8 protein-coding genes are annotated in these 7,381 nt (G+C 45.1%); 3 read left to right on the forward strand and 5 right to left on the reverse strand.

What is annotated here, in order from left to right; translation table 11 throughout:
- Window positions 1–646 precede the first annotated feature (646 nt).
- Window positions 647–2,761 (forward strand): hypothetical protein, encoded by a 2,115-nt coding sequence (locus HQM15_11835; GenBank protein MBF0493452.1) that lies wholly within the window; start codon window positions 647–649, stop codon window positions 2,759–2,761.
- A 285-nt stretch (window positions 2,762–3,046) separates the two neighbouring features.
- Here HQM15_11835 and HQM15_11840 read toward each other — a convergent pair whose 3' ends face one another.
- From HQM15_11840 to HQM15_11860, 5 genes are all read right to left on the reverse strand, one after another.
- A complete protein-coding gene (locus HQM15_11840; protein ID MBF0493453.1) occupies window positions 3,047–3,751 on the reverse strand; it encodes a hemolysin III family protein in 705 nt (234 codons plus the stop codon).
- A 69-nt stretch (window positions 3,752–3,820) separates the two neighbouring features.
- Window positions 3,821–4,183 carry a hypothetical protein gene (locus HQM15_11845; protein MBF0493454.1) on the reverse strand — a complete coding sequence of 121 codons (363 nt, stop codon included), beginning with the start codon at window positions 4,181–4,183 and terminating at the stop codon, window positions 3,821–3,823.
- 52 nt (window positions 4,184–4,235) lie between these two features.
- Window positions 4,236–4,661 (reverse strand): hypothetical protein, encoded by a 426-nt coding sequence (locus HQM15_11850; protein MBF0493455.1) that lies wholly within the window; start codon window positions 4,659–4,661, stop codon window positions 4,236–4,238.
- A complete protein-coding gene (locus tag HQM15_11855) occupies window positions 4,658–5,185 on the reverse strand; it encodes a sigma-70 family RNA polymerase sigma factor (protein MBF0493456.1) in 528 nt (175 codons plus the stop codon). The genes HQM15_11850 and HQM15_11855 overlap by 4 nt, the downstream gene beginning before the upstream one ends.
- Entirely contained in the window at window positions 5,186–5,647 is a 462-nt protein-coding gene (locus tag HQM15_11860; GenBank protein ID MBF0493457.1) for a Spy/CpxP family protein refolding chaperone, read from the reverse strand. It lies immediately after the preceding gene.
- Window positions 5,648–5,949: 302 nt separating this feature from the next.
- Between HQM15_11860 and HQM15_11865 the strand changes: the two genes are divergently transcribed.
- Window positions 5,950–6,285, forward strand: a complete 336-nt coding sequence (locus HQM15_11865) for a hypothetical protein (protein MBF0493458.1) — start codon at window positions 5,950–5,952, stop codon at window positions 6,283–6,285.
- 20 nt (window positions 6,286–6,305) lie between these two features.
- Complete coding sequence (locus HQM15_11870; protein MBF0493459.1) at window positions 6,306–7,280, forward strand: FAD:protein FMN transferase; 975 nt, start codon at window positions 6,306–6,308, stop codon at window positions 7,278–7,280.
- The last annotated feature ends 101 nt before the right edge of the window (window positions 7,281–7,381 follow it).

The following is a 7,381-nucleotide window of genomic DNA, read 5'->3' on the forward strand; positions in this document are numbered from 1 at the left end:
ATCATAGGCGAGGCTCCTTTCTTGTCCTTTTCAAACCAAGAAATCCTCGCCTTCTTTTTATCTCTAAGCAAAATTAAACTTTTCTTACTTTTTGCTCTTTTTTACCCCCAGTAATTAAATGCATCCAGATTCAAATATGTTAGCAACTTTTTGGATAGGGATGCCGATACCGCAGGTGGAGATAAAATTTTAAGGAGATTTTTTTATGAAGATGAAAAAACAATTATGGGTTTTGGCTTTGTTTGTGAGTTTGATGTTTCCTGGTTTGGCCAAGGCTGCTACCCAAATTAGAGTGACTACAGATGCTGATACGTTGAGATCAGGGGAGTGTTCCTTACGTGCCGCAGTAATGACAGCAAATACTGGTACGAATCAATATGGCTGTGTTCTTTCGGGAAATGGTCCAAATATGATTTTACTTCAAAATGGGCATACTTATACTTTAGACACTGCCAATACTTCTAGCGATTCAATGGAACGTAATGCTGCAGAAGGAGATTTAGACATAACTGCTCCAGTAGTCTTTGACGTTAGGGATTCCTCCTGGGGGACTTCTTGCGGTGCAGACTGTCGTGCTACTATCCAAGGCGGAACACATTTCAATGACAGAATTTTTGACATATATACGCCTGCTACAACTGGTGGAGTGGGTATAATTGGAGTCAATGTGTCTGGAGGTCATGCGGCAGGTAGCGGTGGAGGTATTCGGGTAAATTCACTTGCTTCATTAACTTTTCTAAATGGAAATATAGAAAACAATTATTCTTCTCAATCTGGTGGCGGTATCTATGCAGATTTTCTTGGAGGAACGGGTTTAATAATTACTAATGCAAATATTCGTAATAATACGGCTGATCAAGGTGGTGGGGGCTTAGCGATAAACAATACCTCTAATCTTGTTGTAGAAAGAAGTTCTGTGAGTCGAAATACCGCTCGAAACGGAGGGGGTATTTCATTTTCTTATTATAATTCTCTCTCTACTCAAGATGCTCAGTTAACTTATGTGACTCTAAGCGACAATACTGCGAGAGAAAGTGGAGGAGCTATTTCAGCTTCATCAGGTGGATCCATATGTGAAGGAGGTTGTGGTGGTATTGGTGCTACAGGGAGAACCCCCGCTGAAAATAGTAGCCTTTTGAATCATGTGACAATAGCTAATAATACGGCTGCTGGGTCTAGTCCTTCTGCCGCTATTTTAGTATCCCCTCCTGATTCTTATGGAGCAACTTTTCATTTGAAAATAAAGAATTCGATTGTTGCTAAAAATGGCGTTGCTTTGTCTCAATGTGATGGAACCATTGAAGTGCAGGGTGCGAATAGTGCCCCTTCGTGTTCTATGCAGGGAGGCCAGCCTCCGTTGACTGCAATTCCCTTATTGGGTATTTTGCAATTAAATCGAGGGACGGTTGAATCTGTAGCTTTAAATGCGGGCAGCGTTGGAATTGATCTAGCTTCTGAAACTAATGGAACAGATGCAACAGGTTCTGCTGTTTACGGTGGTCGTGCAGATCTGGGTGCTTATGAGTACAACCCTTATACCACTAGGACGGCTTCTACTGGTGAAGAAATTACAGTGCTTTTACCTCCTCTTTATGCCGTTGATGAGGTAACTATTCATCAAGGTTCCACACAAACGGTAACAGTAGGTGTTTCTAGGAGTGGTATGCCTTCCGCTAGCAACCTTTATTTAAATGTTTTACAGGAACCTCCTGTCCCATCAGGCTTACATTTAGAATTTTCCCCTAATATAGTACCAAGTGGTTCAACTAGTTCAGTTTTAAGTTTACAGGCCGATTCTTCTACTCACCTGGGAGTTTACCCTCTGCGTATATGTGTTAATCAAGCTCATGTTTGTAACAGTGCCAGTGAAGGAATATTTCGTGAGTTAATCGCTCGTGTCGTAGCTCCAACTCCTGCTTCCGACCGGCGTGCTACGGCATTTGATCTCACTTTAAATCCAAGTTTTTTGGTGGTGAGAAAAGGACAAAGTGGATCTGCTACGGTGACAATAGAAGGACCTGCACCAGCTCCAACCATAGATAGTATAAGCGTGTCAGGGTCTCCTGCAAATGTTACCGCCCAATATGTGAATGGTAGCCCTGGGCATGTTGACGTGGCTGTAGCGGCAAATGCCACACCGGGTGAATATCCTATTACAGTGAGTGCAAACATAGCTAGCACTCCAGCTAGTAGTGTTACTGCCACCTTAACTTTGAGAATTCCCGATGAAGGTGCTGCAGGAGCGGGTGCTCCTGGTACATCGGGTGCCCCTACTGTTGGTTATAGTCTTGCAGCTACTCCAAGTCCCTTGCAAATTCAGGCAGGGCAAAGTGGACAGGTTAATGTGGCCATTACTCGCATGGGTGGTCATACAGCTCCTGTGGGTTTATCGGTAACGAGTGGCTTGCCCTCAGGTGTAACGGCGGCATTCAATACAACAACAGGAGATGCCCGCGTGCTTACCATTCAAGTTCCAGCGGGAACTAGTGTTTCGACTTCTCAAGTAAGAATTCATGGTGTGGCTGAAACTTTAAATCAAGATGCTGAATTTACACTAAATATTGTTCCTCCAATTGCTGCTGGCCCTGGCCCCGGTGGACCTGGCCCTTCCGGTATTGGCGCTTCGAGTCCTACTCCTCCTCCTTCTGGTGGCGGTGGGGGTTGTAATTTAGCTGAAGCTGCGTTGCCTGGCCTGCCTTACTCTTTACTCAGTGTGCTGGGGTTATTGGCACTGCGGTTGAGGAGGAGGAATAAGAAGTAACTTGAGTTCCGCAGATTTTAGTAAGAAGCCACTCTGAAAAGTCCTCTCTCCCTTGAGGCATAGGTATCTACACATCTTTTGGTATTGCCCCCTCTTAAGCTAAGAGGGGGTTGGGGGAGTTATGGAAAACCGTGCAAATTACAGTATTTTTGAGTTCAGCAAGATCTTCCATAACCCCTCCTAACCTCCCCTTAGCTTAAGGGGAGGAACAGCAGAGTCAATAAAACCCATGACTGGGTGCTCAAGCTTTACAAGAAGCATCGCAAGATATCCTACGGTAATTGATCAGGATGGAAAGGGCAGAAGATAAAAATACATGATGCAAAAATGAGAGGTGGCTCCTGCCAAAACAAACAGGTGCCAAATTTCATGAAAGCCAAACTTGCCTGGAAATGGATTGGGTCGCTCCAAAAAAAACAGGAGGGCTCCTACCGTGTAAAAAAAACCTCCTATCATCAACCCAAAAATAACTTGGGGAACGAGCAGATAAACAGGTTTTGCGATCAGTAACCCCAACCAGCCCATACCGATATACAACGTGGTTGAAAACCATTTGGGAAGCGAAGGATAGAGCATTTTCAAGAGGATTCCCAAAATCGACAAAAACCAGACCAAAGCTAACACACTCCAGCCTAAAGTATTTCTTAAAAGGATGAGGCAAAGCGGCGTGAAAGAACCCGCGATCATCACAAAAATAGCGTAGTAATCCAGCTGTCGCAACCCATGCTCGGTTTTTTCCGAGCCATCTATTCCGTGATGAAGGGCGCTGGAAAGAAAAAGCTGAAACAAGGCGGTTCCATAGACTGTAAAGCCAGCGATATGCCAGGGTTTGCGGTTTTTGACAGAGAGATAAACAAGTGAAATCGCGCCAAGGAGTGCCAACAAAGCGCCTGTTGCCGAGATGAGGGTGTTGTAGACTTCATCGGTGACGTGGAGGCTTCCGTCTTTGCTCAACTTTCTTAGGGGTTTTTCTGAGGGATTTATTTGCACTGGCTGCAAGTAGCTCAAGTTTTTAAGAATTTCCAGTGCTTAAAACTAAATTCGGCCAAGCAATTTAGCCTAACCTCTTCGTCCGCCTTGTAAAGCACCTAAGCGATCCACACTTGCCAGTGCAGGGCTTGGAGAGGTGCTGTATCCACTTCCCGCAAGATTGCTGGCCGTGTTGGGATCCGTTGGATCCGGAGCTTTATGGCTGCCACCATGGTGGTGGCCATGGCCATGATGATGTCCGCCGACATGTTGGCCTTGCTGTATTCCAGCAGGCTGTAACCCAGCAACATTGCCAGCTGCAGCCGTCGCCGCAGGGTCAGAGGGATTGTTAGTGTTGGAAGGATTTCCAGTCGGGGCGTTGCCAATAGGAATACTGGCAGCGCTAATCGCATCCAGATTGCTGGGTAGTGGTGCTGATGTTACAGAAGACATGGGTTCTCTCCTTGTGTTATAAATTAAAAACTACACATTCATATGATCGACACTAATCCTCAGTAAAGTTGCTCGAATCAGAATCCATCTTATTGTTTGAACTTACAGTCTCGGCCAACCAGACCCAGTCTTCACTGGCGAGTTCGGTCTCTCGATTGGAGCTGCTAGAATCCTCCAGAAAAAGAGAGGCCTCTGCCAAATACTGACCAATCTCTTCATTGCGTATACTGTGATGAAAAGGATTCCAGTTCCCAGACCAATAGCCGGGAAGGACAAGCAAGGCCAGGAGAGCAAGGGTGCCGAAAGTGGGAAGCGCATATTTAAGAAAACGAAATAGAACTTCCAGACTCCGCTGCTGATGCTCTCTTGCAATTCTTTGAAGTAAATAGACATAGTCGTTGGGGTGAGGGGCTTGGGGGAGAGGGCGATTTTGTTTCAGGAATGCCGCCAATCGTTCCTCTTCTGTTTCAGAATTCATAATTCAATTCCCTCCTTTCCCAAAGTCTCCAGCATTTTCTGTTTTGAGTAATGCAACCTCGATTTTACAGTTCCTGTCGGGATTTCCAGGGTTTCGGAAATCTCTTCCAAAGAGAGTTCTTCCATAAAAAACAACACCAGCACCGAACGATTTTCGAGCGGCAACTCTTTCAATATTTTTCGCACCAACTTTTGATTCATCCACTGCGATTCAAAAGACGTCCCCGTTTCTTCACAGGAGGCCACTTCTCTTATCGCTTTTCTTTTCTTCAAGGCATCTACTGCCACATGATAAGCAATTCGGTAGATCCAAACTCTGAGGCTTGATTTTCCTTGAAAGCCCGGCAAGCCCTTCCAAATTTTCAAGAACGTTTCTTGTGCAAGATCATCAATCTGATCAAAGGGAGTTAAGCGGAACAAGACCCCTCGAATTAAATCTTTGTATTGATAATAAAGATCAGAAAAACTCGCCAGCTCACCTTTGCTTAATTTAAAAACCTCCTGATTAATGAAGGACTGTTCCATTTATTCCTGATTAAAATGATCCTGATGTTCTTTGGAATGTCGTTCTTCAAACATCTTTTTTCGGAATTCCTGAAACTGCTTTCTTTGTTCGGGGTTTAGTATTTTTCGAATGGCCAAGGCCTCTTCAAAGCGCTGAGTCATGAGTTCTGTCTGCAATTTTTGGGATTCTTGAAAAAGTTGCCGGATTTCCTGGTCGCTTGAGCTCCCTTCCATGGCTTCTTTTAATTTATTTCTCGCTTCTTTGGAGGCCTGTCGATTGGCTTTGAACGATTCATGATTGGTCTCATGAATTTTTTGAATCTGCTTTTTTTGAGTTTCGCTTAATTTAAGCTCTTTGAATAAAGCGGAATTCTTGAAATCGTGTGGAGCAAAACCTCTGCTCTCTTGCGCGAAACCTCTAAAGGAGAAGGCAAGCATTCCTCCTAACACAATAATTTTGATGAGATGTTTTTTGAACTTCATAACAGGAGCCTCCGTTAATTTTGAATCTTTTGACCTCTCCCTATGGGAGTAAGACCGGAGAAGTAGTAAAAAGGTTCAGGGCCTAAAAAAGAATTTTTATCCTTGGCAATTCTTTCCCTGGTTTCAACCTCCAAGTAAAAAATTTCCCTCTCACAACTCTTTTGTTCTCTACGATTGTCTTTATTTCTTTATACATTTTTGTTGGGTCCGCTGTGGCAGGGCTTGTGGCACTGCTATTGCTAGCAATTAGAAATAAGTATCTCAGTCGAACCAATAGAAACAATGCTAAACAGGAGCTTTTCATGAGTGTATCCCCAATCCAATCCACCTTGCTGCAAGGTGTTTCCACTTCTTCTTCGATTCAAAAATGGCCTCCCACCTTTGATGTCGCGGCCAACTATTTGGGATTAAATCGACAAACCCTTTCGAGCACCCTAAAAAATGGGCAGAGTCTTGCGGAAATTGCAACAGCGAATGGCAAGAGCGTGGCTGGATTAAAAGCAAGTATGCTCGACGCCACGCCGAGTGACCAAAAAGCGGCCCTCTCCCAAAAAATTGATCAACTGCTTCAGGCCCATTTCGGACATGCTCATAAGTTTCATGCCATGTCTGGTGCCTCCTCTTCCAGAGGAAGATAGAATAGGATCGATTCTCTCTCATGGATTTTTTATCCTCCGAAGATGAAATGGACGAGCCTCGGGTTTTTGCCCGACAGGCAACGTTGATGGGTTCTCCCTTTGAGATCAAAATCGATCTTTCCTCTTCTGAAGATGAGCAGTTCGCAGAGACCTGCTTTGCGGAGGCCTTTGCGGAGATTCGTCGGATTGAAGACCTGTTGACCGATTTTCGTGAGAGCCCTTTCAATGCAATCAACGTGCAGGCGGGGCTGCGTCCGGTGGCGGTAACGCGGGAGATTTTTGATTTGATCCAGCTCGCCCTTGGGTTTTCCGAAGAATCCGGTGGGGCCTTCGATATCAGCTATGCCTCGGTCGGCCAGCTTTGGCGTGAGGCGATGCGGTCGGGAATTCCTCCCTCGCAGACTCAGATCAACCAGGCGAAGAAGCAGATCAATTTTCGTAAAATTCAATGCGACCAGGAACGCTGCGAGATTTTTCTTCCCCATCCTGACATGAAGCTGGGTTTGGGAGGAATAGGGAAGGGCTATGCGGTAGATCGCGCCTATCAGGTCCTGAAGGCTTTTGAGTTAAAGCGCTTTATGGTGAATGGGGCGGGAGACATCCGCGTTTTTTCAGAGGGAGAGGGCGCTCCTCCCTGGAACATCGGCGTTCGAAATCCTTTTTCTAAAGATCCTTTTTCAGCCGTAGCAGGATTTTCGATGAAGACCGGATCCATTGCCAGTTCGGGCGATTACGAGCGGTATTTGGATCACCAGGGGAAACGTTATCACCACGTGCTGGATGGGCGCAGTGGAGAGGTGACCCAAGGGGTTGCTTCAGCCACTGTCTTTGCCGACGATGCACTGACTGCAGATGTCTGTGCCACCATTCTGATGGTATTGGGTCCTCAAGAGGCCTCTGATTTTTTGAACAAAAAAGAAGGGGTGTCTGGCCTTTTAATTAATTCTTCGGGGGAGTCTATTTATTTTTTAGATGCATTTAATTACTGGGGGTAGTTTTTTTTGATAAGGCGAGAAGTTTCTTGATTTCTATTTTTTTCCCTTTGCCTTCTTCTTTTCTAAAGTCAATCGCTTCTTGTTTAAAAATATTATTTTGA

It is taken from the genome of Deltaproteobacteria bacterium (genome assembly GCA_015233135.1).
In the GTDB taxonomy this organism is placed as follows: domain Bacteria; phylum UBA10199; class UBA10199; order JADFYH01; family JADFYH01; genus JADFYH01.

Excerpts from the sequence above, each read along its gene's own strand:
- HQM15_11845 (MBF0493454.1), bottom strand. The coding sequence starts at position 4,183 with ATGTCTTCTGTAACATCAGCACCACTACCCAGCAATCTGGATGCGATT.
- HQM15_11850 (MBF0493455.1), bottom strand. The coding sequence starts at position 4,661 with ATGAATTCTGAAACAGAAGAGGAACGATTGGCGGCATTCCTGAAACAA.
- HQM15_11855 (MBF0493456.1), bottom strand. The coding sequence starts at position 5,185 with ATGGAACAGTCCTTCATTAATCAGGAGGTTTTTAAATTAAGCAAAGGT.
- HQM15_11860 (MBF0493457.1), bottom strand. The coding sequence starts at position 5,647 with ATGAAGTTCAAAAAACATCTCATCAAAATTATTGTGTTAGGAGGAATG.
- HQM15_11865 (MBF0493458.1), top strand. The coding sequence starts at position 5,950 with ATGAGTGTATCCCCAATCCAATCCACCTTGCTGCAAGGTGTTTCCACT.
- HQM15_11870 (MBF0493459.1), top strand. The coding sequence starts at position 6,306 with ATGGATTTTTTATCCTCCGAAGATGAAATGGACGAGCCTCGGGTTTTT.